The following is a 26,887-nucleotide window of genomic DNA, read 5'->3' on the forward strand; positions in this document are numbered from 1 at the left end:
ACCTTCCTCCCCGCCACCGCCCTCAACGGAGACGCTTCGCGCCACTGGTTCTACCCTCCGAAGCCGAGCTGCTCGCTGTAGAACAGGCCGAGGCCGAACATGCAGCAGATCGCCGAGAGCAGCCAGAACCGGATGATGACCGTGGTTTCCGCCCACCCGGCGAGCTCGAAGTGGTGGTGGAACGGCGCCATCCGGAACAGCCTTCGCCGCGTCGTCCGGAACACCGCGATCTGCGCGACCACCGAGATCATCTCGACCATGAACAGGCCGCCGATGACGATGGCGAGCAGCTCGGTGCGGGTGGTCATGGACAGGCCGGCGACCAGGCCGCCGAGGGCCAGCGAGCCGGTGTCGCCCATGAAGATCTTCGCCGGGGCCGCGTTCCACCACAGGAACCCGACGCAGGCGCCGGCGGCCGCGGCGGCGACCACGGCCAGGTCGAGCGGGTCGCGGACGTCGTAGCAGGCCGGCGCCGGGCCGTTGGCGCAGTTCAGCCGCTCCTGCCAGAACGCGATCACGACGTAGGTCGCCAGCACCATGGCCGCCGAGCCGCCCGCCAGGCCGTCGAGCCCGTCGGTGAAGTTCACCGCGTTCGACCAGCCGGAGATCACGATGTAGCAGAAGATCACGAAGATCACCGACGGGAAGGTGATCAGCGCGAGGTCGCGGACGTAGGAGAGGCTCTCCGACGCCGGCGTGATGCCGCGCGAGTCCGCGAAGTTCAGCGCCAGCACCGCGAAGGCGATGGTGACGACCAGCTGGCCGACCAGCTTCGCCGTCTTGTTCAGCCCCAGGTTGCGCTGCTTGCGGATCTTGATGAAGTCGTCGAGGAACCCGACGATCCCGAGGCCCACCGCGAGCATCAGCACGAGCAGCCCGGAGGCCGTCGGCGCGCCGCTGCGGGAGTTGAACATCCAGTTGATCAAGTGCGCGGCGAAGTACCCGACGACCATCGCGATGATGATCGCGACGCCACCCATCGTCGGCGTACCGCGCTTCGACTTGTGTCCCTGCGGGCCTTCCTCACGGATCTCCTGGCCGAAGCCCTGCCGGGAGAACACCCGGATGAGGTAGGGCGTGAGCAGGATGGAGATCAGCAGGCCCGCCCCGGCCGCGATCAGGATGCTGATCACGCGTCACCACCGTTCGAGCGATTCTCGGAGTTGTCGGTTTCCCGGGGTTCGAGCAGGGCTTCGGCGACCCGCCAGAGACCGGCGGCCTTGGAGGCCTTGACCAGCACGACGTCCCCGGGACGGAGCTGATCATGCAGCAGGGCGATCGCGGCGCTCACGTCGGGTACCAGAGCCGATTCCTCGCCCCAGGAGCCTTCCTGGTGCGCGCCCTGGTGCATGGCCGCCGCCTCGGGGCCGATCACGACGAGCTTGGCGATGTTGAGCCGGACGACCAGCCTGCCGATCTCGTCGTGGGCGTTGACGGCGTCCGCGCCGAGCTCGCCCATCACACCGAGCACGGCCCAGGACCGGCGGCCGCTGTCCCGCGTCATCGCCGCGAGGGCCTTCAGGCCGGCTCGCATCGACTCGGGGTTGGCGTTGAAGGAGTCGTTGAGGATCGTCACGCCGTCTTCGCGGGTGACGACCTCCATGCGCCGCGCGGACCGGCGTTCGAGGCTCGACAGCCGCGTGGCGATCTCCGCCGGCGTCGCGCCCAGCTCCAGCGCGACCGCCGCGGCGGACAGCGCGTTGCCGACGTGGTGCTCGCCGTGCAGCGGCAGCTTCACGTCGGCCTCGCCGGCCGGGGTGACCAGCCGGAAGGAGGCGCAGGCCTCGTCGTCGAGGGTGATGCCCTCCGCGCGGACCTGCGCCGAGGCGCTTTCGCCGACGAACACGACGCGGGCCTTCGTGCGGCTCGCCATGGCCGCGACCAGCGGGTCGTCGAGGTTGAGGATCGCGACGCCGTCTTCCGGCAGGGCCTCGACCAGCTCGCCCTTGGTCTTCGCGATGCCGTCGCGCGAGCCGAACTCGCCGACGTGCGCGGTGCCGACGTTGAGCACGACGCCGATCTTCGGCGGTGCGATCTCGGCGAGGTGGGCGATGTGCCCCGGCCCCCGCGCGGACAGCTCCAGCACCAGGTGCCGGGTCTCCGCGTCGGCCCGCAGCGCCGTCCAGGGGTGGCCCAGCTCGTTGTTGAACGACCCGGGCGGCGCGACCGTCGGGCCGAGCGGCTCGAGCAGCTGCGCGATGACGTCCTTCGTCGACGTCTTGCCGGACGAGCCGGTGACGCCGACGACCGTCAGGTTCCCCTCGGCCAGGCGCTGCACGACGAACCGGGCGAGCTTGGCGAGCGCCGCGAGCACGGCCGCCCCGGAGCCGTCCTTGTCGCCGGTCAGCGCGACCGACCGTTCGTGGGCCTCGCCCGGCGCCAGCGGCGGGACGACGATCGCGGGCGCGTCGACCTCGCGCGCGGCCAGCACGGCCACGGCGCCGGCCTCGACGGCCTGCGCGGCGAAGTCGTGGCCGTCGACCTTCTCCCCCGGCAGGGCGACGAACAGGCTGCCGGGCGTGAGCTGCCGGGTGTCGAACTCCACGCTGCCGGTCACCTGCGCGCCCGGGTCGGCGCGGTGCAGCCGGCCGCCGACGACGTCGGCGATCTCGGCCAGGCTGAGCACGATCACACACTCACCTCGAGTTTGTTGCGGATGGCCGCGGCCAGCTCGTCGCGGTCGGAGAACGGGTGCACGACGCCGCCGGCCTCCTGGCCGGACTCGTGCCCCTTGCCGGCGAGGAAGACGATGTCGCCGGGCTCGGCGAGCGCGACGGCGTGCTCGATGGCCTGGCGGCGGTCGCCGATTTCGACGACCTCGCCGCCCTCGGCGGGCCCGACGGCGCGGGCGCCGGCGAGCATCGCGGCGCGGATCGCCGCGGGGTCTTCGGAGCGCGGGTTGTCGTCGGTGACGATCAGGACGTCGCTGCGGCGGGCCGCCGCCTCGCCCATCATCGGGCGCTTCGCGGTGTCGCGGTCGCCGCCGCAGCCGAGCACGGTGATGATCCGGCCCTCGGCGCGGGCGCGCAGCGCGTCCAGGCCCTGCGAGACCGCGGCCGGCTTGTGGGCGTAGTCGACGACGGCGGTGAACTCCTGGCCGACGTGGACCCGCTCCATCCGGCCCGGCACCTGCACCTGGGCCAGCCCGGCGACGATGTGCTCCAGGCTCACCCCGGCGGTGCTCAGGATCGCCGCCGCGAGCACGGCGTTGGCGACGTTGAACTCGCCGGGCAGCGGGATCCGCGCGGGTGCGCTGAGGCCGTCCGGGCCGTGCAGGGTGAACGTCTGCTCGCCGTGCGGGGTGGCCTGCAGGTCGGTGGCCTTCCACGCCGCGTCGGTGCCCGGGTCCGTGGTCACCGTGACGGTCTGCGGCGTGAGCAGCGCCTGGCCCCACGCGCTGTCGACCACGACGACCTCGGTGGTCGAGCGGCCGTCGAACAGCAGCGACTTCGCGGCGAAGTACTCCTGCATGTCCTTGTGGAAGTCCAGGTGGTCCTGGGAGAGGTTGGTGAACGCGCCGACGGCGAACCGGGTGCCGTTGGCGCGGCCCAGCGCGAGCGCGTGGCTGGAGACCTCCATCGGCACGTGCGTGACGCCGCGCTCCAGCATCACCGCGAGCAGGGCCTGCAGGTCCGGCGCCTCCGGCGTGGTGAACCCGCTGACCAGGCGTTCGCCCGCGATCCGGGTCTCGACCGTGCCGATCAGGCCGGTGGTCAGGCCGGCCGCCTGCAGACCGGCGTCGACCAGGTAGGACGTCGTGGTCTTGCCCGAGGTCCCGGTGACGCCGAGGACGGCCAGCCGCAGCGACGGCTCCCCGTAGATCCAGGCGGCGATCTCGCCGAGAGCGGCCCGCGGGTCGGCGTGGACGAGGATCGGGACGCCGGCGTCGCGCAGCGCGGGGCGCTCGGCCCCGTCGGCGTCGGTGAGCACCGCGACGGCGCCCGCGGCGATCGCCTGGTCGCTGAAGTCGGCACCGTGGGCCCGGGCACCGGGCAGGGCGGCGAACAGGTCGCCGGGCAGCACGTGCTGGGCGCGCAGGGTGGTGCCGGTGACGGTGAGCTCGGCGGCGTCGGGACGGTCGGCGATCAGCCGCGCGTCCGCCCTGGCGAGCAGCGTCGCCAGCGGGACCGGGTCGATGCGCGCCGGGCGCGGCGGCGCGGGGACCGCTTTCACCGGGCTTTCCGGCACCTGGGAACTGGACGAGGACACGGACACGGCCAAGAGGCTACCGGCGGGCGTCCGGGGGGCCCGCACGCGGTACGGCGATTGCGCGCGGCTGAGGCAGATGTGCTAGGCGGCGCCGCCCACCCCGTTGCGCCGCAACGCTTTCCCCGGCGCTTCGGACCGATGTGGACGCTGGACACGGCAAAGCCCCCTCACCCGGGTGAGGGGGCTTTAACGGATCGTGCTCACGGCACGATGAGCGGGACCTCCGGCGACGGGCCGTCCGACAGCGGGATCTGGTACCGCTGCGTCAGGTACGACGCGATGCTGTGGAACAGCGGCGCGGCGGAGTGTCCCACCGGCAGCGTCGTGTCGGGCGCGTCCAGCCGGATCCCGACGACGAACCGGGGGTGGTCGGCGGGCAGGATGCCGGCGAAGGTGATGTTGTAGAGGTGGTCGCTGTAACCCTTGTTCCGCGGGTCGATCTGCTGGCCGGTGCCGGTCTTGCCGGAGATCTGGTAGCCCTCGACCGCCGCCGTCGGCGCGGTGCCCTTCTGCAGGCCCTTGCCGTTCTGCACGACCGCGCGCATCATGTCGCGCACCGTCTTCGCCGTCTGCGGGCTCACCACCTGGACCTGCTTCGGCGCGGGCTCCGGCACGGTCGTCCCGTCCGGGTTCACCTTCGCCTTGACGATCCGGGGTTCGACGCGCAGGCCGTCGTTCGCGATCGCCTGGTACAGCCCGGCCATCTGCAGCACGGTCATCGACAGGCCCTGCCCGATCGGCAGGTTGCCGAAGGTGGTCGCCGACCACTGGCTGCGCGGCGGCACCAGGCCCGCGCTCTCCCCGGGCAGGCCGACGCCGGTGCGCTGGCCGAGGCCGAACTTCTTGAGCAGCTCGACGTAGCGGTCCTCGCCGATCTTCTGCGCCAGCAGCAGCGTGCCGATGTTGGAGGACTTGGCGAAGATCCCGGCGGTGGTGAACGTCTGCGTCCCGTGCGTCCAGGCGTCGTGCACGGTCTTGTTGGCGACCTGCAGCTGGCCGGGCACCTGGATGGTCGACTCCGGGGTCGCGATGCCGTAGTCGATCGCCCCGGTGGCGGTGACGATCTTGTTGACCGAGCCCGGTTCGAACGGCGTGGTCACCGCGGGGTTGGCCAGGCCGTCGTTGGTCCAGCTCGACTGGTCGTTGGGGTCGAACGTCTTGTCGTTGGCCAGCGCGTAGACCTCGCCGGTCTTGACGTCCATGACCACTGCCTGCCCGCCCTTGGCGTGCGACTGCTGGACGTAGTCCGTCAGCTGGCGCTGCACCTCGTACTGCAGGTCGGAGTCGATGGTCAGCTCGAGGTCCGACCCGGGGACCGCGGCCTGCAGGTCGCGCTCGGTGCCCGGGATGACGACGTTGTCGCTGCCGTTCTTCGTGTTGACCAGCATCCGGCCCGGCGTTCCCGCCAGGTCGTTGTCGCGCAGCAGCTCCAGCCCGACCAGGCCGTGCAGGTTGTGCTTGGACACGTCCGGGTCGTCGGAGCGCCAGTTCGCGGCGCCGACGATGTTCGAGGCCAGGCTCCCGCCCGGGTATTCGCGCAGGGCGCGCTTCTCGAGGCCGATCCACGCGAAGTTCTTGACGATGTCGGCGGCGACCGACGGCTCGACGTTGTGCTCGAGGTAGGTGAAGGACGCCTGCTTGTGGAACAGGTCCAGCAGCTGCTGCTCGGTCAGCTGGCCCGGCACCTTGGCGGCGATGTACTTCGCCGCCGCGGCGGTCTCGGCGTCGAAGGTCTTCTTCGTGCCGGGGTTCTTCGCCGCGAAGTCGTCCATGCTCTTGTGCAGCGCCTTGAGGTTCACCGACAGCGAGCGCACCTCGACGCTGAACGCCAGCTTGGCGCCGCTGCGGTCCACAATGGACCCGCGCTGGGCCGGGATGTCGATGGTCTGGGCGCGCTGCCGCTCGGCCGCGGCCGAGAGCGCCGCGGCGTCGAACCACTGCACCTGCACCAGTTTCACGCCGGCGACGAGCAGCAGCGCGACCAGGATGAGGCGCACCGCGGAGAACCGGCTGCGGTTCCCGCCGTTGCCCCGGCGCGCGGCCGCGCTGCGCGTCCCGGCGGCGTAGGTCCGCCGCGCGCTCCCGGTGGTGCGCGCGCGGGCCTGGCCCCGGCTCGAAGCCATCACTGGCCGCCCCCGGGCTGCGCCGGCGGTGCGGGCTGCTCCTCGGCGGGCACGGCGGGCTGGTCGCCCTCGATCGGCGCGCCCTGCTCCGACTGCGTGCCCGCGGCGGGCGCGGCCGGCGGCGCGACCGGCACCGCCGGGGCGTCCGCCTTGGCCTTCTTGGGCTCGCCGACGAGCGACGTCTTCCCGTCCGGGCCCACGAGGATGCGCGCCGGGTCGCCGCCCGGCACCATGCCCAGCTGCTGGGCCGCGGGGGCCAGCGACGCGGGCGACTCGGCCTTCGCGACGTCGCGCTGCAGCTGTTCCTTCGTCTCGGCCAGGTTCGAGTTGGTGGTGCGCAGCTGCTCGAGCCGGTAGGAGTCGGCGATCGCCTGCGTCGTCAGCCACAGCGTGGTGGCCACGCCGGCGGCCAGCAGGGCCATCATCAGCAGCACGAACGACGCGCGCGACTTCGGCAGCCGCAGCTTGAGCCGGACCTTGGGCACACCCGGCTCGGCGGTCTTCGGCGCCGGCCGCGGCTCGCGCTCCTTGAGCAGGTCGGCCCGCTGGGCCCGGCGCGCGTAGGCGCGCTCGGCCGCGGACGTGCGGCCCCGCGACGCGCGGCGCGGCGCGGCCGTGCCCGGCTCGGTGGTCCGCGGCTCTTCGACGGTGGTCCCGCGCGCCGGCTCGGCACGCTTGCGCGTCGCGGGCCCACCGGCCCGGCGCTTCGTGGGAGCGGTCATCGCGGCTCTCCGATCCTCTCTGCGGCCCGCAACCGCACCGAAGCGGCGCGCGGGTTCCGGTCGATCTCCTCTTCGCCGGCCTTTTCGGCCCCCCGGGTCAGGAGCTTCAGCTCCGGTCCGTGTCCCGGCAGCTCGACCGGAAGCCCCTCCGGGGTGCGGGACTTCGCGAGCTCGGCGAGCGCCTGCTTGACCGGCCGGTCTTCCAGCGACTGGTACGACTCGACGACGATCCGCCCGCCCATGGCGAGCGCGCCCAGCGCAGCGGGCATGGCCCGGCGGAGCACCTCCAGCTCGCCGTTGACCTCGATCCGCAGCGCCTGGAACGTGCGCTTGGCCGGGTGGCCGCCGGTCCGCCTGCTGGCCGCCGGCACGGCGTCGTAGAGCAGCTCGACCAGGCGGCCGCTCATGGTGAACGGCTCCTGTTCGCGCGCTTTCACGACGGCTTTGACGATCCGCTGCGCGAACCGTTCCTCGCCGTAGTCCCGCAGGATCCGGATCAGCTCGCCGGGAGCGTAGGTGTTGAGGACGTCGGCGGCGGTGAACCCGGTGGTCGGGTCCATCCGCATGTCGAGCGGCGCGTCCTTCGAGTACGCGAACCCGCGCTCGGTGCGGTCCAGCTGCATCGACGAGACGCCGAGGTCGAACAGGATGCCGTCGGCCTTGGCGATCTTCAGGCCGGCGAGGGCCTCGGGAAGCCCGTCGTAGACGGTGTGCACGAAGTCGACGCGGTCACCGTGACGGGCCAGGCGTTCGGCGGACTTCTCCAGCGCGGCCGGGTCCCGGTCCAGCGCGACGAGGCGCAGCCGCGGGAAGGCGTCGAGGAGGGCGTCGGAGTGGCCGCCGAGGCCGACGGTCGCGTCCACGAGGACGCCGTCGCGCTCGGCGAACACGGGAGTGAACAGCTCGACGATGCGGTCGAGCAGCACCGGGACGTGTTCGGGTGCCGTCATGTTCCCTCCCCCTTTCTCGCCTGGGCGGCCCGGGGGAAATATGGCGGATGCCGTCAGGTCCCTGTCCGCCCGCTGCCGACCTGGTACCGGGGAAGGTGCACCAGGGCTGTTGAGCGGACAGAGGCCTCACGGCATCCGGGTGGGCGTCTCCCACCGCGCGGACGGCGAACCTCTTCGTCCCCCGACGACGAAGGTGCACCGCGACCGCGCGTCTAGAAGACGCCCGGCAGTACTTCCTCTCGAGCCTTCGCGTAGCTGTCTTCGTGTTCTTCCAGGTAGCCCTGCCACGCTTGGGCGTCCCAGATCTCGAGCCTGGTGATCGCCCCGATCACCACGCAGTCCTTGCTGAGCCCCGCGTAGCGGCGAAGCTCGGGCGCGATGCTGATGCGCCCCTGCCCGTCAGGGCGTTGCTCGTCGGTCCCGGCGAACAGGTAGCGCTGGTAGGCCCGAACCGCCTCGTTGGTGAACGGGGCCTCGGCGACCTTGCGCGCCATCTGCTCGAACTCGGCGCGGGGGAAGACGAAGAGGCAGTGGTCCTGCCCCTTGGTGAGCATCAGCCCGCCGGCCAAGGCGTCGCGGAACTTCGCGGGCAGCGCGAGCCGCCCCTTGTCGTCCAGCTTCGGGGTGTGGGTGCCGAGGAACACGGCCTCCACCTCCCTACCGCGACCGGTGGCGGACCACCGACTGCGGCTACGGGGCTTCCCTTCCGCCCCACTGGCCACCACCGTACCCCACTTTTCACCACAGTCAACGCGTGAAACCGGCGACTCACTCCGTCGTGTGCTTTGTTTGCGCAGGTCAGCAGGGTGGGGGTCAGTGGGGGGTGCGGTGGGGGACGGTGGGCAAGATCCCCCGTGCCGGGGTCCGGAGCAACCTCAGCTGCACCCCATGCGTCCGCATAACGGCCGCGAAAGAACCCAGGGACGGGTAAGTGGGGCCGCGTGGGGAGCCCGGGTGGGGCCCGGTGGGGGCACGAGGTGGGTCCCGGTGGGGACACACACGTGATCAGCCGGGCATCACCCGTGATCCAGCAGGCATCACCCGTGATCCAGCGGGCATCACCGTGATGCCCCTCCAGTCACGCGTGATGCCCTTCCAGTCACGCGTGATGCCCCTCCAGTCACGCGTGATGCCCCTCTGGACACGCGTGATGCCCCCGCGGGCTCAGTCCTCGGGGGTGAGGAGGGCCGCGACGCGGGACGCGAGCCGTGCGCTGTCGACCGGCGTCACGCTCACCCACTCCTCCCCGCCCCGTCCCGGGGTCTTGGTCGCGCAGTACGCCCCGACGTCCGTGTCGAACCACGTCAGCCCGCCCACCCGCGAAACCCGCCCGGACGGCGCCCGCCGGCTCACGCTGAACTGCCCCGCCGCGAACACCGGCCGGGCCTGGATCGCCAGCACCTCCTGCTGCTGGACGGACTGGCCGGACTGACCCGAAGCCGGCCCCGCGCCCGAAAGCGCCGAAGCCGCGAGGTTGACGCCGTAGCCCGGCCCCGCCGTCAGCTCCGGCAGGACGTCGACGAGCGCCGCGCAGAGCTCGGTCGAACGGATCGAGTCCAGGCCGATCGTCTGCTCCGGCTGGGTCGCCAGCACCCCGCTCCGGCCGCGGGCCGCCGTCACCGCGCGGAACGGCGTCGGCGCCGTCATGTCCGCCAGCGCCTCGCACGCCACGAACACCTCACCGCCCGCCAGCAGGTCCAGGCGCGAGGCCAGCGCCGGTGCCAGCGTGCCGTCGTACAGGCCGCGCTCGGCGAGGTTCTCGTACACCGCCTTCCGCACCTCGGCGCGTTCCTCCTCGGTCCCGCCGACGCTGCGCACGGTCAGCGGCTCCGGCGGACGGTCGTGGCCGAGGTCGGTCCAGAGGATGTCGAACGCCGACGCGGAAACGCGGATCAAGCCGGCCCCAGCGTGGGCGGGTCGGCGAACGTCTCGGCGGGCACCTGCCCGTGCAGGGCCGCGTCGCGGGTCCGCATGACGTCGATCGCCTTCTGCCGCGCGGCCTCCGCCTCGGCGCGGCGAGCCGCCATCTCGTCGGCCAGCCCGGCCAGGACGAGCACGTTTCCGGACGACGCGGCCTCGCGGATCATCGCCGCCGGGTCGTAGGTCACCGGCGGCGGCATGTCCGCGCGGGCCCGCGCCGCCGCGTCCGCCTGCGCGCCGACCGCGCCGCCCACCGAAGCCGAGACGGCGGCGGAGTGCGAAAGCCACTGCGCGGCCCGGCCCAGCGCCGCGCGGGCCGCATCCCCCGCGTCACCGCGCCAGTTCTCCTGTGAAGAGGAGACCAGCGCGGCGAGGTCGGCGGTCGACTCGTGCAGCCGTTTCGCCAGCGCGTCCCAGCGCGCACCCGCCTCGCCCGCGGCGACCGGGTCGTTGCCGCGCTCGACCTCCGCGGCCATCGCTTCGTGGCTGTAGGCCTCGTACCTCGCGGTCGGCACCGGGGGTTCGGACACGACGCACCTCTCGGGTTCAGGGCAGCTTGGGCTCGACCAGCCCGGCCACCGTGCCCGCGCGGCGGCACGCGAGCGGGGTGTCCGAGAAGCCGGTGTTGCTGACGTCGATCTGGACGCTGGCCGAGTCGCCCACCCCGAGCAGCACGGCGCAGGTGCCGTCGGCGGCCTTCTTGTCCGCCACCTGCAGCGCCGGGTGCGCGCCGACCTTGGTCTTCGTGGCGGTCTTCTTCGCGACCTCGAGGTCGGCCAAGCCGTCGGTCTCGCTGAGGGTCACGGTGACGCCGAAGGTGCCGGGCACGGTCCAGTCGCACGCGCGGGCGCCGGCGATGTCCTTGGGCTTGCCGGGCACGCTGACCCCGGCGGCCGACCGCTCCTGCGGGTCGAGCAGCGCGCAGGGGTCGATCGCGGCGAGGCCGGTCCACGCGACGACGGGCGGCGGCCCGGCCGAGGCGGTGGCCTGCGCCGAGGTGTGCCCGGCGGCGGCCGGCTCGGCGGCTCGCTGCTGCCCGCACCCGGCGACCGGCACCAGGGCCAAGACGGCGAGTGCCCCCACATATCTCTTCCGCACCGCGTCAGCCACCCGAGCAGTCCACCCCGTCCGCCGCCTGCTCGTCGGCGTGCTGGTACTTCGCCAGCGCCTGGCCGATCCGGTGCTTGAGCGTCTCGAGCTCCTTGCCGAACGCCGTCAGCTGCTGCACGGCCGAGCCCCGCCCGCCGATGCCGTACTCCGCCATGAACTTGCCGATCTCGCCGGCGTACCCGCCGCCGAGCGGGACGCTCCGGCCGAGCACCTTGGCCTCGCGGACCATCTCGCCGACGAGGTCCTGCAGGGCACCGAGCTTCGCGTAGGCGTCGGTGGCCAGCTCGGGCGCGACCGCGAACCCGCGGACGTCGTACGTCTGCCCCCGCACCTCGCTCATGAGCGGTTACGCCTCTCTGAAAGCGGACACAGCCGGGCGATCCTTGACTAACAAGCATAGAACAGAGCAGAGCGTCAGCGGGAGCGCCCAGAATCGGGTGACAACACACCCGTTCGGGGTATCGTCGCTGCTTGCGCAGTGTCATCAACCGACGTGCCGGGCGTGATCCCCGGGCTTCGCGGGGTTCCGCCCCCGGGTTCGCCCGGGTTTGACACACTGGATGGAAGGCTGGTCGCTGCGCGCGGACAGCAGCGATGGGGGCCGTTCGGCCCGGCGGTGCGCACAGTGCGCGCGGCCATGCGCCACCAGGAGGTCGAGTGACGTCGAGAATCCAGTCTGCGACGCCCGGATCGGGCGAGCAGGCATCCGGGCGGCCGCCTTACCCGGCGGAGTCCACGGGCAACGGCCGGGCCGCCGGCCGCCCCGCGAGAGTGTCGCTGGACGAACTGCACGAGGCCGCGCGGCGGATCGCCGCGAACGTGGAGCGGGTGCTGGTCGGCAAGCCCGAGGTCATCCGGATCGCGCTGGTGACGCTGCTCGCCGAAGGCCACCTGCTGGTCGAGGACGTGCCCGGCGTCGGGAAGACGTCGCTGGCCAAGGCCCTCGCCCGGTCGATCGACTGCACGGTCAGCCGCATCCAGTTCACGCCGGACCTGCTGCCGAGCGACGTCACCGGCGTCTCCATCTACAACCGGCAGAGCGGCGGGTTCGAGTTCCGGCCCGGCCCGGTGTTCGCGAACATCGTGGTCGGCGACGAGATCAACCGCGCCTCGCCGAAGACGCAGTCGGCGCTGCTGGAGTGCATGGAAGAGCACCAGGTCACCGTCGACACCTCGACGTACCACCTCGACGAGCCGTTCATGGTGATCGCCACCCAGAACCCGATCGAGATGGAAGGCACCTACGCGCTGCCCGAAGCCCAGCGCGACCGGTTCACCGCGCGGGTCTCGATCGGCTACCCCGACCAGCAGGCCGAGCTGGCCATGGTCGACGAGCACGCCGGGCACAACCCGATGGACGACCTGCAGCCGGTTTCCGACGGCGAGACCGTGCACCGGCTGATCGAGACGGTCCGCGGCGTGCACATGGCGCCGGAGGTCCGGCGCTACGCCGTCGACGTCGTCGCGGCCACCCGCCAGGTCCCGGAGATCCGCCTCGGCGCGTCCCCGCGCGCGACGCTGCACCTCGTCCGCGCGGCACGGGCGCAGGCGGCGCTGTCGGGCCGCGACTACGTCGTGCCCGACGACCTGCACACGGTCGCGGTGCCGGTGCTCGCGCACCGCCTGGTGCTGACCACCGAGGCTCACGCGGCGCGCCGGTCGGCGACCGACGTCGTGCGGGCGGTGCTGCACCGGGTGCCGGTGCCGCAGGGCTCCCGGCCCGGTGCCAATCCGACCCAAAAGTAGGCCGGCCCCGGAGCGGAACTTGTCCATCGCCGCAAAAGCCATCCGGCCGTGACTGTGGTCGGGTTGGCACGAACTGCACCGTAACCGCACCGCGAAGGGGAGACAACGACGTGCTGCGTGCCCTGTCCGGCCTGACCACCCGCGGCCGCTGCCTGCTGGCCGCGGGGCTGGCGGCCGCGGTGTGTTCGTTCGTGCTCAACGAACGCGACCTGCTGCGGGTCGCCGTCTTCGTGGTGGCGCTGCCGCTGCTGGTCGCCGTGTTCATCTCGGCGACCCGGCTGCGCATCGGCGCCACCCGCGCGTTGCGCCCCCAGCGGGTCGCGGTCGGCGGCGCCGGCGAAGTCCAGCTGGAGCTGTGGCGCAGCGGGCGGCTGCCCGCGGGCGAGGTCCTCCTCGAGGACGGCGTGCCGTACGCGCTGGGCTCGCGGCCGCGGTTCGTCGTCGAACGCCTCCCGCACGACCGCCGGGTCGCGCTGCGCTACCCGCTGCAGCCGGTGCTGCGCGGCATCCAGCAGGTCGGCCCGCTGCGCGCGACCATCACCGATCCGTTCGGCCTGTGCGAGTTCGAGCGCGAGCTGATCGGGCACTCCCGGCTGGTCGTCGTGCCCCGGGTGGTCCCGCTGTGGGGCCTGCCGAGCGGCGCGGGCATCGGCGTCGGCGACGACGGCACGGTCCGGCTGCACGCCGGCCAGGGCGAGGCCGACGTGATCGTCCGCCAGTACCGCCAGGGCGACGACCTGCGCAAGGTCCACTGGCGCTCGACGGCGCGCCGCGACGAGATCATGGTGCGCGTCGAGGAACGGCCGTGGCGCGGCGGCACGACGGTGCTGCTCGACCACCGAGCGGCCGCCCACCACGGCAGCGGCCCGGCCGCCAGCCTGGAGTGGGCCGTGTCCTTCGCGGCGTCGGCCGCGCTGCACCTGCGCCGGTCCGGCCACCGCGTCCGCTTGGTCAGCGAGCACGGCGCGACGCTCGCGGACACCCCCGGCGACGGCGGCGACCACTACGACCACGTCGTGCTCGACGCACTGGCCGCGTTGCAGCCCGCCCACCAGCGCGACATCACCCTGGCGAGCGACCCGGCCGACGGCCAGGAGCTGATCGCCGTACTCGGCACGGTCAGTACGGAGGCGGTGCACGAGCTGGCCCAGTTCCGCCCGCGCGGCATCCGCAGCCTCGCCGTCCTGCTGGACACGCCGACGTGGTCGGCGGGGGTGACGGCCCCCGAGCAGAGGGCCGCGGCCACCGAGGACTCGGCGGCCCTGCTGCGCGCTTCCGGCTGGGGCGTGGTGATCGCCGGCCCGGGTTCACCGATGCCCCAGGTGTGGGCAGAGCTGTGCCGCAGCGGCGCCCGCCGCGGCACACTGATCGGCGGCCCGCGATGACGACGACCGCCCCGCCGCAGCCCTCCGGTTCCCAGCACCTCCTCGCCGAACGGCAACCCGCGATCGCCACCACCGCACCGCACCCCGCCTCGCGGTTCGCACTTTCCGGCGCCGCATGCAGGCCGGGCCACTCGCCCCGCCAGCACCTGCGCACCGCCGCCTCGCACCAACCCCCCGCCTCCCAGCACCTCCTCGCCGAACGGCAACCCGCGATCGCCACCACCGCACCGCACCCCGCCGCCCCGCGGCTCGCGCTTTCCGGCGCCGCACGCAGGCCTGGCCGCTCGCCCCGCCGGCACCTGAGCACCGCCGCCCAGCGCCGCGCAGCCGAGCACCCCATCGCCGACCGCCGGTCCGCGATGGCCACCACCGCGCCGCACCGCGCCTCGCGGTTCGCGCTTTCCGGTACCCCCCGCAGGCCTGGCTGCCTGCCCCGCCAGCACTTGCGCACCGCCGCACCGCACCGCGCCGCCGAGCACCCGACCTCCCAGCGACCCCTCGCCGAACGGCAGCCCGCACCGCGCCCCGCAGCCGAGCGCCACCCCCGGCCGGCAAGCCCGTCCACTCCCTTCTCCCCGATCGGCGGTCCGCGATGAGCACCGCCGCCCCGCCGCGCCCGTCCGGTGCCTCGGCGAAACGTCCCTCCTCCCAGCACCCCCTCTCGGCCTGGCGCGGCAGCCTGCTCGCCCCGTCGGCCGCCGGGATCGCGACCCTCTGTGCCGCCACCTCCGTGACCAGCGTCGTTTCCGGGCTGGCCTGGTTCGGCTACCTCTTCGTCGCCGTGCTGCTGATCGCCGCGACCGGGCTCGCGCTGCGCTCGCTGCAGGTGCCGACCGTGCTCGTCGGGCTCGGTCAGCTGCTCGTGCTGCTCTTCCTGATCACCGGTGCCTTCACCACGCACGGGATCCTGCAGGTCATCCCCGGCCCGGAGGCGTTCGGCGAAATCGGGAGCACGCTCTCGGCCGCCGCCGACCAGATTCGCGTCGGGCTGCCGCCCGTCGAGGGCAGTCAGCCGATCCTGTGCCTGGTGACGATCCTGGTCGGCCTCGTCGCCGTCCTCGTCGACACGCTGACGGTCGCCGCCGCGGCTCCCGCCGCCACCGGGCTCGTGCTGCTCTGCGTCTACGCCGTGCCGGCCGCCCTCTCCGAAGAAATGCTGCCGTGGTGGACGTTCCTGCTCGGCGGGGCCGCGTTCGCCGGCCTGCTGGCGGTCGACGGCAACCACCGGCACCGCCGCTGGCGGACCCGGGAAGCACCCGGGCGCAGCGGCAAGCCGGGCGTGCTGTCCGCGCCGGTCGCGGTGGTGGCCGCGGCGATCGTGCTCGGCCTGTTCGGCGGGGCGATCAGCTGGGTCGGCACGGTCGGGCGGATCCCGTTCGGCAACGGCGGCGACGGCCCCGGCGCGGGAGCCGGCGGCTTCGGCATCCAGCCGTTCACCGAGCTGCGCGGCTTCCTCGACCAGGGGTCCAACCGGGAGCTGTTCAAGGTCCGCGGACTCGGCACCGACAAGCGGCTGCTGCGCGCGATGACGCTGGACACCTACTACCCCAACAAGGGCTGGGGCCTGCACGACGAAGGCCGTTCGCAGCAGGGCGTCCCGGTCGGGCCGCAGCTGCCGCCCGCGCCCGGCGACGACGGCAGCGGTGCCGCGCGCCGGATCGACGTCGAGCCGTCGAGCTGGCGCGACAACTGGCTGCCGGTGTACGGCGCGCCGCGGGTGATCGACGGCGCCGCCAACGGCTACCTCTACGACCAGGTCAGCGGCACGGTGTTCACGACGCGCAGCGAGGTTCCGCCGTCCTACACCGAATACGCGTCGCTGAAGGAACCCACGGCCCAGGAGCTGCGGGTCACCCCGCGCGTCGACGACCTGCCGCCGCGCTACACCCAGATCGACCGCGTCGACGACCGCGTCCGCGCGAAGACGCAGCAGCTGATCGGCGCCGAGTCCAACGACTTCGACCGCGCGTCGGCGATCTGGCGGTACTTCACGGCGCAGAACGGGTTCGTCTACGACACCAAAACCGCGCCGGCGAACGACTCCGACGCGCTCGCGGACTTCATCCTCAACGGCAAGCGCGGCTTCTGCGAGCAGTTCGCGTCGGCGATGGCCGTGATGCTGCGGGTGGCGGGCATCCCGTCGCGCGTGGCCATCGGGTTCACCCCCGGCGTGCAGGTCAACGACTACCTCTCGATCAGCACCCAGGACGCGCACGCGTGGGTCGAGGCGTACTTCGGCGACAAGGGCTGGGTGACGTTCGACCCGACGCCGCTGTCCGACGGCCGCGGCATCACCCCGTCGTACCTGCAGGCCGGTACACAGGACGGCAACCAGCCCGACGACACCCAGGTGGCGCCGAGCACGGTCCAGTCGAGCGCCGCGCCGACCGGCGTGCCGCGCGACACCGACCAGAACCCGCAGGCCCAGGGCCCGCAGAACACCGACGAGGGCACCCCGGCCGTGGTGTGGGTCCTCCTCGGGGTGCTGGCCGCGCTCGCGCTGGTGGCGACGATCCTGGTGATCGCCGGCGGACGCAGGAGACGGCCGGATCGCGAACCCGCGTCGACCGGGCTCGGGGCGCTGCTCAAGAACTGGCTGCCGCTGATCGCGGCGGCGCTGTGGGTCGTGGTGCTCGGCGTGCTGACGTGGCTGGTGGCCTGGTGGTTCAGCCTGATCGTGGTGCTGCTGCTGGCTGGGCTGCTGGGCCCGTCGGCGGCGCGCGACGTCGGCCGGCGGCGACGGCTGCAGGAGATCGTCGGGCAGCGCCCCGGTGCGGCGGACGCGGCGTGGTCCGAGCTGCGGGCCGAGTGCGCCGACCGCGGGCTGCCGATCCCGACGAGCGACACGGTCCGCGTGGCCGGCCAGAAGCTGGCGGCGAAGCACCACCTGGACGACGAGGGCCGCGACGGCCTGCGCACGGTGATCGGCGTGGTGGAGAAGTCCTGGTACGGCGAGGACGGCGAGGCCGACCCGACGCTGCCCCCGGCGTTCGACCACCTCCGGCGGAGCCTGCACCGCAACGCCCCACTGTCCTGGAAGGGCCGGTTGTTCCCGAAGTCCCTTTTCCGCAACCGCGACTGACGGTCGTCAGGACCCCGAATGGGGGTCACCCGACTGGGCATAACCCGGCGTCACCGTCGCCGGAGCGGGACCACCGGAGTGGTCGAGCACACAAGAAGATCCGCGTCCCGCCAAGCGGCGGAACGCGGATCCCTTGGTCTTGCGGCGCTACTGCTCCTCGAAGCGCTGGCGGAAGCGCTCTTCCATGCGCTGGGTGAAGGAGCTCCGGCGGCCCGCCTGCTTGGCCCCGCGAGATCCCGATCCACCCCCGCCCTTGCCGTCCGATTCGGCGCCGTGCCGGATCGATGTGACGGCCAACATGACCCCGAAGAACATCACGAGGAACCCGAGCACGCTGATCAGCGGGATGTCGGCCACCCGGAACTGCGGCACCACCACGCCCAGCACCAGCAGGGCCACGCCCACTACGAACAGGGCGATGCCCTGGATACGCCGTCGGCGAGCGGGGCGACGCAACCGGGTGCCACGCACCGTGGATGCGAACTTGGGGTCCTCGGCATAGAGCTCGCGCTCGATTTGATCGAGCAGCCGCTGCTCATGCTCGGAGAGTGGCATCTTTCCTCCTCCGGCACAGCTGTCGCGGGCGCCGGGCCGCGCAACGTTCTGGACCCAACAGCCAACCCCAGGCGGGGTGGCACTGTCCAGGATACGAGGCCCGCGCCCGGACGACTACCCGATCCCGCATCCAGAAGGGATCGAATTGGGCTAAATCCCGCCGGAGCGGGGTTGCGGACGGTCACCGCCACCGAAAGTGACCGATTCACGGCCCGAGCGGCGATGTGGGGGATGGCTGTCGAGCCGAAGATCACGCGGCGTGCGCGAGGCGAAATGCGGGGTGCCGGCTCGAGCCGACGGATTCAGCGCGCGACACGAAGATCGGCGGAACCAGTACGCACTCAACCCCCAGAGCAAGCCCCATCACTCCTCCCGCGGCCCCAGCAGCGACGCCGGTCGCACGGCCGCGGAGCCGAACTTCGACCTCGCCACGTCCGCCGCCACCTCCGCGTCGCGCCACCTCGGCGCCGGGGACTCGAACACCAGCTGCTCCCCCGCCTCCCCCGTGTCGAGGCCCTCCACCCGCACCCCGATCAGCCGGACCGCTCCCGTCGGCGCGTGCTCCGCGAGCAACGCCACCGCCACCGCGTGGATCTCGCGCGCCACGTCGGTCGCCGAGACCAGCGTGCGGGCGCGGGTGATCGTGCGGAAGTCCGCGAACCGGACCTTGATCGAGACCGTCCGGCCGCGCACGCCCCGCGAACGCAACGTCGCCCCCACGCGCGAAGCCAGGCGCAGCAGCTCCAGGCCCAGCTCGGCCCGGGAATGGCGGTCGACGTCGAACGTGTGCTCCGCGCCGATCGACTTCTCCGGCGAATCCACGACCACCGAGCGCTCGTCGACGCCGTGCGCGAGGCGGTACAGGTGCTCGCCCACCGCCGTCCCCAGGGACTTCTTCAGCCGTTCGGGCGGGAACGCCGCGACGTCGGCGATCGTGCCCAGCCCCAGCCGGCGCAGGTGCTCCTCCGTGCGGGCCCCCACTCCCCACAGCGCCGACACCGGCAGCGGGTGCAGGAACGCCAGGGTCTCCGCCGCGGGCACGACGACCATGCCGTCCGGCTTCGCCATGCCCGACGCCAGCTTCGCGACGAACTTGACCTTCGCGACGCCGACCGAGCACGTGATCCCGTGCTCGGCCTCGACCCGCGAGCGGATCCGCGCCCCCAGCGACGCCGGGGTCGCGCCCAGGCGCCGCAACGCCCCGCTGACGTCCAGGAACGCCTCGTCCAGGCTCAGCGGCTCGACCAGCGGCGTCAGCTCGCGGAAGATCTCCATCACCCCGCGGGAGACCTCGCTGTAGAGCCCGCCGGTCGGCGGGATGTTGATCAGGTGCGGGCAGAGCCGCTTCGCCGTCGAGAACGGCATCGCCGAGCGCACGCCGAACTTGCGCGCGGGGTAATTCGCCGCCGCCACGACGGCCCGCGGCCCGCCACCGGACACGACGACCGGTTTGTCCACCAGCTCGGGCCGGGTGCGCAGCTCGACCGACACGAAGAACGCGTCCATGTCGACGTGCAGCATCCCGCAGCCGGTGTCGTCCGGCGGCGGTTCACCCGGCCGGACGCGGAACCGGCCCATCCCACCTGGCAGCTCAGCATTTCGCCCCACACCCCAGGACGCTACCGGCCACCACCGACAGTTTCGGATCAAGCGCGAGCACGACGGCCGGAACCCGCCGGAAAGAGGTCAGGCGAGGCGCGCGACCGCGTGCAGCCGGCTCGCGACGTCCCGCAGCGCCGGCACCCCGGCCGACACCCGCTCGAACTCGGCCAGCTCGTCTTCGCGGACGTCGCCGCCGACCAGGTCCGAGATCACCCGGTCGCCCTGCAGCAGCGTCACGTCCAGGCCCGCGGCCACGAGCTGGGCGCGCAGCCCCTCGGCGTCGAACCGGCGCAGCACCGTGTCACCCGGGACGATCCCGTCCGTGCTCTCGAGCAGCCGCTGGGCCTCGGAGACCCGGCCCGACAGCGCGCGGTAGAGCACCGCCGCGTGCCGGTTCGCGACCAGCACCGACACCGCCCCGCCCGGCGCGACCGCCGTGGCCAGCGCGCCGAGCACCGCGGCCGGGTCGTCGACGATCTCCAGCAGCCCGTGCGCCAGCACCAGGTCGGCCGAGCCGGCCTCGACGTGCCGGCCGAGCGCGTCCGAGTCGTCCGCGACGACCGTGATCAGGTCGGAGACGCCTTCCTCCTCGGCCCGGCGCTGCAGCGTGGCCAGTGCGTTCGGGCTCGGCTCGACCACGGTCACCCGGCAGCCCGCCGCCGCGAACGGCACCGCCCAGCCGCCGCTGCCGCCGCCCACGTCGACGACGCGGGGGTGCTCGGCGCCCCGGGCGCGGGCGGCCTTCAGCTCGGCCTCGAGCACCCGGCGGACGGCGCCCGAACCCCGGGCCGCCACGGTCTCCGTCTTCATGCCGCACAGGGTAGTGCCCGCCCCGGCCCGCCTCCCCGGCTCCTCCCTTCGAGTGAACGCCCCTTGCCCGGCGGCGCGCCTCGCCCGCACCCGTAGGCTGGTGAACGTGCACACGGTCGCCGTACTCAGCCTCAAGGGAGGCGTCGGCAAGACGACGGTAGCTCTCGGTATCGCGTCCGCCGCCCTGCGTAGGGGCACCCGGACGCTGGTCGTGGACCTCGATCCGCAGGGCAACGCCACGACCTCGCTCGACCCGCCGTACACCGACGCGACCCTCGCCGACGTGCTCGAGAACCCGACGCGCGAGACGCTGGAAAGCGCCATCGCGCCGAGCGTCTGGAGCGAGGACGTCGACGTCCTCGTCGGCACCGAAGAGCTGGAACTGCTCAACGACCCCGACGCCGACAGCGAGCGGCTCGCCAACTTCTCCCGCGCGCTGGACGAGCTGCACCGCACGCCGCTGCGCGAGACGCCGTACGAGCTGGTGATCCTGGACTGCCCGCCGTCGCTGGGCCGGCTGACGAAGTCGGCGCTGGTCGGCGCGGACAGCGCGCTGATCGTCACCGAGCCGACGATGTACGCCGTCGCCGGCGCGAACCGGGCGCTGGAAGCGATCGAGAAGATCCGCAAGGAGCTCAACCCGGACCTGCGCGCGATCGGCGTCCTGGTGAACAAGCTGCGCGTGCGGTCCTACGAGCACCAGTTCCGGATCGCCGAGCTGCGCGACAACTTCGGCTCGCTGGTGATGCCGACGGCGATCGCCGACCGGCTCGCGGTGCAGCAGGCCCAGGGCGCGTGCAGCCCGATCCACGAGTGGCACTCGCCGGGCGCGCAGGAGATCGCGCTGACGTTCAACATGGTGCTGGCGAAGATCCTGCGTTCCAACCGGGCGGGCCGCCACCGCATCGCCGGCGAAGAGCCCGAGGGGCCGGACTGGCCCGAGGGCCCGGCCCCGGAGACGCCCGAGGCCCCGGCCGAGGTGTCCGAATCCGCGGGGTGAGCCGTGCCCGAAGGTGACACCGTGTACCTCGTCGGGAAGCGCTTCGACCGGGCGATCGCGGGGAAGACGTTGCTGCGCGGGCAGTTCCGCGTACCGCAGCTGGCCACTGTGGACCTCACCGGCCGCGAGGTCCTCGGCGTCGGGACGGTCGGCAAGCACCTGTTCACCCGCTTCTCCGGCGACCTCACCCTGCATTCGCACCTGATGATGGACGGCATGTGGGACGTCTACCCGGCCGGCGCGAAGTGGCGCCGGCCCGGTCACCACGCCCGCGTGGTCCTGACCGCCGCCGACGTCCAGGTGATCGGCTTCCGCGTCCACGACCTCAAGCTCGTGGCCACGCCGAAGGAACGCGACCTCGTCGCCCACCTCGGCCCGGACCTGCTGGATCCACAGTGGACGGACGAGCACGCGGCCCGCGCGACGGCGGCGCTGGCCGCCGATCCCGGGCGCGAGCTGGGCCTCGCGCTGCTCGACCAGCGCGTGATGGCGGGCGTCGGGAACCTCTACAAGTGCGAGATCGCCTTCCTGCTCGGCGTGACGCCGTGGACGCCGGTGTCCGAAGTGGACGCCGGCCGCACGGTCGCCCTCGCGCGCAAGCTGCTGCTGGCCAACGCCTCCGCCGGGCGCTTCGACCAGAGCACCACCGGCCACCTCGACCGCAACCGCAAGAACTGGGTCTACGAGCGCACCCGCCAGGGCTGCTTCCGCTGCGGCGGCAAGGTCCAGGTGCGCACCCAGGGCCACGACGTCCAGCGGCGGCCGACGTGGTTCTGCCCGAAGGACCAGCACGGCCCGGCTCCGGCGCAGTAGACTCGGCGCCGTGACGTCGTTCAAGCTCCCGCTCTACGGGGCCGACACCGAACGCGGCGACCTCGCTCCCTGAGCCGCCCGCGCCCTTTCCGTCACCCTTCTTCCGCACCCCAGGGAGCACAGTCATGCCCGGAATCCGCCCCGGGCAGGCGCTGCGCGCGTTCGCGCACGCCCTGCCCAAGGTCGAACTGCACGTCCACCTCGTCGGCTCGGCGAGCCTGCCCACCGTCCGGGAACTGGCCCGGCGGCGGCCGTCCGCCGGCGTCCCCACCGGTGAACGCGAGCTCGCGGAGTTCTTCACCTTCCGCGACTTCGCCCACTTCCTCACCGTCTACCTCGCGGTCACCTCGCTCGTGCGCGACCGCCACGACGTCCACACGCTCGTGGCGGGCCTGGCCGCGGACCTCGCCGCGCAGAACTGCCGCTACGCCGAAGTCACCGTGACGCCCTACAACCACCTGCTCGACGGCGTTCCCGGCGACGACCTGCTCGCCGGGCTCGCCTCCGGCCGGGCCCGCGCCGCCGAACTGGGCGTCGAGCTCGCCTGGTGTTTCGACATTCCCGGCGAAAAGGGCACGAAGGCCGGGCGGGAGACGCTCGTGTTCGCGCTGCGCGAACGCCCCGAGGGCTTGGTGTCCTTCGGCCTCGGCGGCCCGGAGCTCGGTGTCGGGCGCGCGCGGTTCGAGCCGTTCTTCACCCGGGCCAGGGAAGCCGGGCTGCACAGCGTCCCGCACGCCGGGGAAACCACCGGCCCGGCCACGATCTGGTCCGCGCTGCACGACCTCGGCGCCGAGCGCATCGGCCACGGCACCAGCTGCGCCGCCGACCCGGCCCTGCTGGAACACCTTGCGGCACACCGGATCCCGCTCGAAGTCTGCCCGACGTCGAACGTGCGCACCGGGCAGGTCCCGAGCGTCGCCGCGCACCCGGTGCGGCGGATGCTCGACCACGGCGTCGTCGTCACGCTCAACACCGACGACCCGCCGATGTTCGGCGCCACGCTCACCGGCGAGTACGTCGCCGTCGCCGAAGCCCTCGGGCTGAGCGCGGCCGAACTGGTGCTGCTGGCGGAGAACGCCGTCGACGCGTCGTTCCTCGGCGAGGAGCGCAAGGCCGGTCTGCGGAGTGAGATCGGAGAAATGACATTGCCGGACACCGGGAACTTCGCCTAGCGTGGCAGTACACAAGAGAGGAGGTGGTCCTAAGTTGTATTCCAACAGGACTTGTGAGGTGGCTGTCCGCTAGCGGATGGCACGTGGAGGACTTTGAGCAGCGTTACAGCTGAGCCACCTTCGGCTCATCGCCTGCTCCACGTGATGCCTGATAGCGAATACCAGGCAGTCACCGTGCCCCCGGGGTTTTCGAGCACCAGTCCGGCTCGGGCTCAAGCGTTTGACGGCGCTTGAGAGACACCCCGGGGGTTCCTTAATGCGCTCATTTGTGCAGGTCAAACCGCCTGCCGACGCCGGACGACCGCCCGGCGATCCGGGCCCGGATTCGCTGAACGCAGAATGCCGTTCCGTCCCCCGGACGGCTGAAGGTCGCTAGCCTGGAAGCATGCTCCGGCCCGACTACCCGGTCACCACGGAACGCCTGCTCCTGCGCCCGTTCACGCCCGGCGACCTCGACGCGCTGAACTCCTTCCAGTCCCGCGCCGACGTCGCCCGCTACCTCTACTGGGGCCCGCGCAGCCGCGCCGAATCGGCCGCGGCGCTGGCGAAACGGGTGCACAGCTCGACGTTGACCAAGGAAGGGCAGTTCCTGGCCGTCGCGGTCGAGCTGGCCGCGACCGGGCAGCTGATCGGCGACCTGAACCTGGAGTGGCTCAGCAGCGAGCACCGGCAGGGCGAGATCGGGTTCGTCTTCCACCCGGACCACCACGGCAAGGGCCTGGCCGCCGAGGCGACCACGGAACTGCTGCGGCTGGGCTTCGAAGATCTGGGGCTGCACCGCATCATCGGCCGGTGCGACGGCCGCAACGAAGCCTCCGCCGCGCTGATGGAACGCCTCGGGATGCGCCGGGAAGCGCACCTCAAGGAGAACGAGATCGTCAAGGGCGAGTGGACCGACGAGCTGGTCTACGCGATGCTCGAAGACGAGTGGAAGGACCGCGACTAGTGGTCCCGTTCACGCGGGGGTGACGCTCCGGTCGCGGCTTTCGCGCGGTTTGGCAGCATGGGGGCGTGTTCTTCGACAAGATCGTCCGCCCGGCGCTGTACCGGCTCTCCTACCACGACCCCGAGCTGGTGCACGAGCGCACGATCGGCGTCCTGGCCCGGCTCGGCAAGCTCGCCCCCGCGGTCGGCGGCGCCCTGCGGGTCGACGACCCGGTGACCGTGCTGGGCCTGCGGTTCCCCAACCGCGTCGGCCTCGCCGCCGGGATGGACAAGAACGGCCGCGCGCTGCCCGCGTGGGCCGCGCTGGGCTTCGGCTTCGTCGAGGTCGGCACGGTGACGCGGCTGGCCCAGCCGGGCAACCCGAAGCCGCGGCTGTTCAGCCTCCCCGCCAGCGACGCGGTGATCAACCGGATGGGCTTCAACAACGAGGGCGCGGAAGCGCTTGCGGCCAAGCTCGCCCGCGACGGGAAGCCGGGCGTGCCGCTCGGGATCAGCATCGGCAAGTCGAAGGTCACGCCCCTCGCGGACGCCGTCGAGGACTACCGCTTCTCCCTGCGTGCGCTCTACCCGTACGCCGACTACTTCGCCGTCAACGTCAGCTCGCCGAACACGCCGGGGCTGCGGCAGCTGCAGGACCGCGCCGCGCTCGGCGAACTGCTCGGTGAGCTGCGCACGACGGCCGCGGAGCTCGCCGGATCGGCCACGCCGACCCCGATCCTGGTGAAGGTCGCGCCCGACCTGACCGACGACGCCCTCGCCGAGCTGCTGGAGGTCGCGCTCGAGCACGGCGTCGCCGGGATCATCGCCACGAACACGACGCTCGCCCGCGACGGCATCGCGCCCGCGGAGAGCAGCCTGGCCGGACAGGGGGGAGGCCTGTCCGGCCGGCCGCTGACCACCCGCGCGGCGGAGGTCGTGCGGTTCGTGCACGACCACACCGGCGGGAGCCTGCCGATCATCGGCGTGGGCGGGATCATGGGCCCGGACGACGCCGTCCGCCTGATGGACGCCGGGGCGTCGCTCGTGCAGCTCTACAGCGGGTTCGCGCTGCACGGGCCGGGCCTGGTGCGCCGGGTCAGCCGGGGTCTCGCGGCCCGGCCGTCGAGGTGAACCGGACGTAGCCGCGCCAGGATTCGTAGCGGTCCAGACCGGTCCCGCCGGTCATCGCGGCGCACCGGACCGCGAGCGGCCGGGACCCGTCGTCGAGCTCGACCCGCTCCAGCACGAACGGTTCCTTCAGCGTGGTGACGAAACGTTCGAACGCCGCCGGGGACAGCCGCCAGCTTTCGCCGTCGAGGCTGCTGCCTTCGGCGTGGTCCAGCACGCCCGGCTGCGGCGGTTCGGTGTCCAGCAGCACCATCCGGTAGCTCTCGGTGGTCCGGACCGGCCGGGTGAACCGGGCGCCGAGCTCGGTGAGCCGGGAGTTGAGCGGCTGGCCGCGCAGGTGCGCGCCGAACACGACGACGTCCTCACCCGGTTCCGGGTAGGGCGTCATGGGCTCGTCGGTGCAGACGGTCGCGAGGTCGAGGCCGATCTGGTCCTCGAACGCCCGCGTCAGGAAGGTGACGCCGAACGGGCGCTTGTCGCCCGGCAGCACCGGGACGGTGACCGCCGCCAGGTCGAGCAGGTTCGCGAAGGCGGTGCAGCCGGCGAGACGGTGGTTGACGGCGGCCGGGTCGGCCAGTGCCTCGGCGAGCTCCGGGTGGTCCGGCACGGTGGGCAGGAGGAGCGCGTCGAAGCCGTCGGGCACCCCTCCCGAGACGGTGACCGGTTCGAGGACGACTCCCGCCGCCGTCAGCCGCTTCACGGTGTTCTCGAACGCGATGGCCGCGGCGGGGCCCAAAGGCAGGTCACGCGCGTACGCGACGCGCGGGTGCTCACCGGCGCCGAGGCGGGTGTCGGCGGGCCAGCTGCGGGACGGGGAGATGCCGTCCGGTCCGGTCATCAGGGCGAGCGCGCGGCGGCCGGCGACCAGGCCGTCCGTGTACACCGAGACGGCGTCGGCGGAGCGGACGCCGGTCATGGGCAGCAGGCCGCGGGTCGGCTTGAGCGCGACGACGGCGTTCAGGGCCGCCGGGACCGCGCCCGCGGTGCTCAGCGCCAGGTCGACGATGCCGAGCGCGACGGCGACGGCGGCACCGCGGCCGCCGGTCTTCGTCCGGTCCCAGGCCGAGGCCACGGTGGCGCACCCGGTCTTGCCCAGCACGACGGCGCCGGCGGCGGTGAGCCGCGAGACGACCGTGGCGCCGGTTTCGGGGACCGACCGGCCGGACGGCTGCCCGGCGACGTCGATCAGCTCCGGCACGGCGAAGACGGTGCCCGCCAGCGGCAGGTCCTCCCCCGCCTGGACGCGCTCTTCGACGGCCTTGGCGTCGACGAGGACGTCTTCGACGGCGCGGAGGGTGGACCAGAGTTCGGGACGGTTGGCCTCGGTGATGCGTTCGAAGGCCGCGATGACGCGCTGCGAGGCTGTGGGCGGGGTCGGCGGGGTGGGATCCGGGTCCGGCGGGAGCGTGTTCACGGGGCGTCCTTCCCTCGGCGATCGAGAAAGTCCACTGTGTACGGTCGGCACCGGCGATCCTCAAAGCACGGCGGGCCTCCCGGCGAGTGACACCTCTACATGCATGACAGAAACGTTAGGTGGTCGACGTTTCCGTAGCCAGCGGTTTCCGATTACGCGCGGGTTTCGGGACCAAGGGGTGAACAGGGCGCGACGCCGGGGTGAAACGCACGATCACGCACG

General features: G+C 72.8%; 23 protein-coding genes. 8 read left to right on the plus strand and 15 right to left on the minus strand.

Annotated elements, in window-relative coordinates:
- Positions 1-50: 50 nt before the first annotated feature.
- From mraY to ACZ7OU_RS39580, 11 genes are all read right to left on the minus strand, one after another.
- Positions 51-1,133, minus strand: coding sequence for a phospho-N-acetylmuramoyl-pentapeptide-transferase (mraY, locus tag ACZ7OU_RS39530; protein WP_155546014.1), 1,083 nt, complete (start codon positions 1,131-1,133; stop codon positions 51-53).
- Positions 1,130-2,632, minus strand: coding sequence for a UDP-N-acetylmuramoyl-tripeptide--D-alanyl-D-alanine ligase (locus ACZ7OU_RS39535; protein WP_470259228.1), 1,503 nt, complete (start codon positions 2,630-2,632; stop codon positions 1,130-1,132). The genes mraY and ACZ7OU_RS39535 overlap by 4 nt, the downstream gene beginning before the upstream one ends.
- Positions 2,629-4,173, minus strand: a complete 1,545-nt coding sequence (locus ACZ7OU_RS39540; protein WP_470246496.1) for a UDP-N-acetylmuramoyl-L-alanyl-D-glutamate--2,6-diaminopimelate ligase — start codon at positions 4,171-4,173, stop codon at positions 2,629-2,631. Before ACZ7OU_RS39540 ends, ACZ7OU_RS39535 begins: the two co-directional genes overlap by 4 nt.
- Before the next feature lie 236 nt (positions 4,174-4,409).
- Positions 4,410-6,332, minus strand: a complete 1,923-nt coding sequence (locus tag ACZ7OU_RS39545; protein ID WP_470246226.1) for a peptidoglycan D,D-transpeptidase FtsI family protein — start codon at positions 6,330-6,332, stop codon at positions 4,410-4,412.
- On the minus strand, positions 6,332-7,054 hold the full coding sequence (ftsL, locus tag ACZ7OU_RS39550; RefSeq protein WP_470259229.1) for a cell division protein FtsL: 723 nt from the start codon (positions 7,052-7,054) through the stop codon (positions 6,332-6,334). The genes ACZ7OU_RS39545 and ftsL overlap by 1 nt, the downstream gene beginning before the upstream one ends.
- Complete coding sequence (gene rsmH / locus ACZ7OU_RS39555) at positions 7,051-8,004, minus strand: 16S rRNA (cytosine(1402)-N(4))-methyltransferase RsmH (protein WP_470246224.1); 954 nt, start codon at positions 8,002-8,004, stop codon at positions 7,051-7,053. The genes ftsL and rsmH overlap by 4 nt, the downstream gene beginning before the upstream one ends.
- A gap of 212 nt (positions 8,005-8,216) precedes the next feature.
- Entirely contained in the window at positions 8,217-8,648 is a 432-nt protein-coding gene (gene mraZ, locus ACZ7OU_RS39560; RefSeq protein ID WP_364382812.1) for a division/cell wall cluster transcriptional repressor MraZ, read from the minus strand.
- Between the two features lie 520 nt (positions 8,649-9,168).
- Entirely contained in the window at positions 9,169-9,900 is a 732-nt protein-coding gene (locus ACZ7OU_RS39565) for an ESX secretion-associated protein EspG (protein WP_470259230.1), read from the minus strand.
- A complete protein-coding gene (locus ACZ7OU_RS39570; RefSeq protein WP_470246222.1) occupies positions 9,897-10,454 on the minus strand; it encodes a PPE domain-containing protein in 558 nt (185 codons plus the stop codon). Before ACZ7OU_RS39570 ends, ACZ7OU_RS39565 begins: the two co-directional genes overlap by 4 nt.
- Positions 10,455-10,470: 16 nt before the next feature.
- Positions 10,471-11,034, minus strand: coding sequence for a DUF3558 domain-containing protein (locus ACZ7OU_RS39575; RefSeq protein WP_470259231.1), 564 nt, complete (start codon positions 11,032-11,034; stop codon positions 10,471-10,473).
- Positions 11,027-11,374 carry a hypothetical protein gene (locus tag ACZ7OU_RS39580; protein ID WP_470259232.1) on the minus strand — a complete coding sequence of 116 codons (348 nt, stop codon included), beginning with the start codon at positions 11,372-11,374 and terminating at the stop codon, positions 11,027-11,029. Before ACZ7OU_RS39580 ends, ACZ7OU_RS39575 begins: the two co-directional genes overlap by 8 nt.
- Before the next feature lie 317 nt (positions 11,375-11,691).
- Here ACZ7OU_RS39580 and ACZ7OU_RS39585 point away from each other — a divergent pair, with 317 nt between their 5' ends.
- The 3 genes from ACZ7OU_RS39585 (at position 11,692) to ACZ7OU_RS39595 (ending at position 17,247) form a co-directional block, all read left to right on the plus strand.
- A complete protein-coding gene (locus ACZ7OU_RS39585; RefSeq protein WP_470246219.1) occupies positions 11,692-12,780 on the plus strand; it encodes an AAA family ATPase in 1,089 nt (362 codons plus the stop codon).
- Between the two features lie 110 nt (positions 12,781-12,890).
- A complete protein-coding gene (locus tag ACZ7OU_RS39590; RefSeq protein ID WP_470246218.1) occupies positions 12,891-14,165 on the plus strand; it encodes a DUF58 domain-containing protein in 1,275 nt (424 codons plus the stop codon).
- Positions 14,166-14,757: 592 nt separating this feature from the next.
- Entirely contained in the window at positions 14,758-17,247 is a 2,490-nt protein-coding gene (locus ACZ7OU_RS39595; RefSeq protein ID WP_470259233.1) for a transglutaminase TgpA family protein, read from the plus strand.
- A gap of 147 nt (positions 17,248-17,394) precedes the next feature.
- Here ACZ7OU_RS39595 and ACZ7OU_RS39600 read toward each other — a convergent pair whose 3' ends face one another.
- The 3 genes from ACZ7OU_RS39600 to ACZ7OU_RS39610 form a co-directional block, all read right to left on the minus strand.
- Entirely contained in the window at positions 17,395-17,802 is a 408-nt protein-coding gene (locus tag ACZ7OU_RS39600) for a DUF3040 domain-containing protein (protein ID WP_470246216.1), read from the minus strand.
- A 363-nt stretch (positions 17,803-18,165) separates the two neighbouring features.
- Positions 18,166-19,380, minus strand: a complete 1,215-nt coding sequence (gene dinB, locus ACZ7OU_RS39605) for a DNA polymerase IV (RefSeq protein WP_470259234.1) — start codon at positions 19,378-19,380, stop codon at positions 18,166-18,168.
- Between the two features lie 108 nt (positions 19,381-19,488).
- The gene (locus tag ACZ7OU_RS39610; protein ID WP_470259235.1) at positions 19,489-20,214 is read right to left on the minus strand and encodes a methyltransferase domain-containing protein; all 726 of its coding nucleotides are present in this window, start codon (positions 20,212-20,214) and stop codon (positions 19,489-19,491) included.
- 106 nt (positions 20,215-20,320) lie between these two features.
- Here ACZ7OU_RS39610 and ACZ7OU_RS39615 point away from each other — a divergent pair, with 106 nt between their 5' ends.
- The 5 genes from ACZ7OU_RS39615 (at position 20,321) to ACZ7OU_RS39635 (ending at position 25,254) form a co-directional block, all read left to right on the plus strand.
- Positions 20,321-21,214, plus strand: a complete 894-nt coding sequence (locus ACZ7OU_RS39615; protein ID WP_470246214.1) for a ParA family protein — start codon at positions 20,321-20,323, stop codon at positions 21,212-21,214.
- Positions 21,215-21,217: 3 nt separating this feature from the next.
- On the plus strand, positions 21,218-22,027 hold the full coding sequence (locus ACZ7OU_RS39620) for a DNA-formamidopyrimidine glycosylase family protein (RefSeq protein ID WP_470246213.1): 810 nt from the start codon (positions 21,218-21,220) through the stop codon (positions 22,025-22,027).
- Between the two features lie 125 nt (positions 22,028-22,152).
- The gene (add, locus tag ACZ7OU_RS39625; protein ID WP_470259236.1) at positions 22,153-23,199 is read left to right on the plus strand and encodes an adenosine deaminase; all 1,047 of its coding nucleotides are present in this window, start codon (positions 22,153-22,155) and stop codon (positions 23,197-23,199) included.
- Positions 23,200-23,584: 385 nt separating this feature from the next.
- On the plus strand, positions 23,585-24,145 hold the full coding sequence (locus ACZ7OU_RS39630; protein WP_470259237.1) for a GNAT family N-acetyltransferase: 561 nt from the start codon (positions 23,585-23,587) through the stop codon (positions 24,143-24,145).
- Positions 24,146-24,210: 65 nt separating this feature from the next.
- On the plus strand, positions 24,211-25,254 hold the full coding sequence (locus ACZ7OU_RS39635) for a quinone-dependent dihydroorotate dehydrogenase (protein ID WP_470259238.1): 1,044 nt from the start codon (positions 24,211-24,213) through the stop codon (positions 25,252-25,254).
- Here ACZ7OU_RS39635 and ACZ7OU_RS39640 read toward each other — a convergent pair.
- The gene (locus ACZ7OU_RS39640) at positions 25,220-26,665 is read right to left on the minus strand and encodes an allophanate hydrolase-related protein (RefSeq protein WP_470259239.1); all 1,446 of its coding nucleotides are present in this window, start codon (positions 26,663-26,665) and stop codon (positions 25,220-25,222) included. The two genes, ACZ7OU_RS39635 and ACZ7OU_RS39640, sit on opposite strands and share 35 nt — an antisense overlap.
- Positions 26,666-26,887: the final 222 nt, after the last annotated feature.

Source organism: Amycolatopsis sp. NPDC114505, assembly GCF_055633615.1.